Source organism: Nonomuraea sp. NPDC049637 (assembly GCF_040675235.1).
Lineage (GTDB): Bacteria > Actinomycetota > Actinomycetes > Streptosporangiales > Streptosporangiaceae > Nonomuraea.
This window is the reverse complement of the sequence record NZ_JBFAOM010000128.1, coordinates 1-1830: the sequence shown is the minus strand read 5'-3', so window position 1 is coordinate 1830 and position 1830 is coordinate 1. Positions and strand designations below refer to the sequence as shown.

The 1830-nt window shown below is 69.3% G+C and carries 1 protein-coding gene and 1 pseudogene; both read right to left on the bottom strand.

Annotation, left to right across the window (positions count from 1 at the left end; translation table 11 throughout):
* Positions 1-152: pseudogene (locus AB0J71_RS49915) on the bottom strand (alpha-L-arabinofuranosidase); the annotation flags it as partial.
* Between the two features lie 67 nt (positions 153-219).
* A partial coding sequence (locus AB0J71_RS49910; protein ID WP_364421483.1) for a family 43 glycosylhydrolase occupies positions 220-1830 on the bottom strand: 1611 nt, incomplete at its 5' end.

Sequence of the window (1830 nt, the reverse complement as noted above, 5' to 3'; positions counted from 1 at the left end):
GTGATGCGGCCGCCGTCGGCGGTGGACAGGTTGTAGACGTCCAGGGCCTTGCCGCTGTTGCGGTTGACCAGGACGTACCAGGCGTTGGTGTCGACGGTGGCCGCGTCGGCGGGCTGGACGGCGACGAACAGGCTCGCCAGCAGGACGGCCACCGTCGCGAGGACGGTCAGGGGGCTGTGTCTCTTCACCAGTTTCTTCACCATGTGCTCCGATGCCGTGTCAGGGGGTGGTGAGGTCGAAGCGGCGCACGGTGACCGCGCCGCCGAGGGACTTGGTGGCGTAGTTGAAGATGCCGAAGCGGTAACCCATGAAGAACTGCCAGGCGTTGTTCAGCGTGAAGGCCGGGCCGAGGCCCACGAAGGTGCTGCCGTCGGTGCTGTAGGAGAAGCGGGCCTGACGGCCGGACCCGGGCCGGATGTCGGCGGTGACCCGCAGCCAGATCCGGCCGCCCGGGACGTTCGCGCTCGCCGCCTCGGCGCCGGTGCCGGTGGTCTGCCACGAGCCGTTCATGGTCAGGCCGTTGGTCATCACGACCCGGCTGACGCCGTTGTCGCGTTTGACGCCGATCCATGCCGACTGGTCGCGCAGCATCGCCAGCCCGGCGCGGTCGCCGTCGGCCATCTGGGAGTGGTCGAGCTCGATCGTCGCCGTCGAGGACGGGCCCTGGATGCGGTGCGTCAGCGTGTTCCGGGCGGCGTAGAGGTCGCCGGTGACGGTCGCGGTCTGCAGGCGCAGGCCGTTGCCGGTGGAGAAGCGGCTGGTGTCGGGGTTGTGGTTCCACTCCCAGCGGGGGCCGAGCGTGGCCGAGGTGAAGGCGTCCGGGCCGATCATGGACGACACGGTCCGGCTGGTCTGGATGTTCGGCTTCGGGTAGTTGACGCCCCAGCCGCCGTTGACGGTCTGCACGACCGGCCAGTCGCCGGTCCAGGTGATCGGCGCCAGGGCCGGGACGCGTCCGCCGGGGTAGGCGTCGACGAAGGCCATGTAGTACCAGTCGCCGTTCTGGGTCTGCACGAGGCCGCCCTGGTGCGGGACGCCGCCCCCGGCGACGGGGCCCGGCAGGTCGAGCAGGACCTGGCGCATCTCGTACGGGCCCCAGGGCGAGGTCGAGCGGAGAACGTACTGGCCGTTGGCGGGGCGGGTCAGCCAGATGTAGTAGTAGCCGTTCCGCTTGTAGAAGCGGGACCCCTCCAGGGTGCCGACGTTGCCCGGCGTCTGGAACACCTGCTGCGCGCGCACCTGGCTGAGGCCGTCGGCCGAGAGCTGGGCCACGCTGATGGTGCTGTTGCCGTAGGCGACGTACATGGTGTCGTCGGAGTCGACCAGCAGGCCGGCGTCGTAGTAGCAGTTGTTGATCTGTGAGCGCTTGGTCCACGTGCCGTCCACGGCGGAGGCGGTGTAGACGTAGGTCCGGTTGAACTCGACGCAGCCGAGCCAGTAGAAGGTGCCGTTGCTTGGCCGGTAGTTGAGGGCCGAGGCCCAGATGCCCTTCACGTACGCCCGGCCGCCGCTGAGGTCGTAGGCGCCGGAGCCGAAGTCGAGCCGCGGCACGGAATGCCCGGCGTACTCCCAGTCGACCAGGTTGTAGGAGCGCAGGATCGGCGCGCCGGGCGAGTAGTGCATGGTCGAGGCCGAGTAGTAGTAGGCGTCGCCCACCCGGATGATGTCGCCGTCGGCGAAGTCCTGCCACACGACCGGGTTGGCGTAATTCCCGCCGCCGGTGCCGTTGACCGGGACGAGTTGCCATTGCTGGTTGGCGCCGCCCCAGTCGTCGTACTGGACGATGTTGGCGCCGTCGGCGGTGGAGGCTCCTTGGACCTCCAGGGCCTT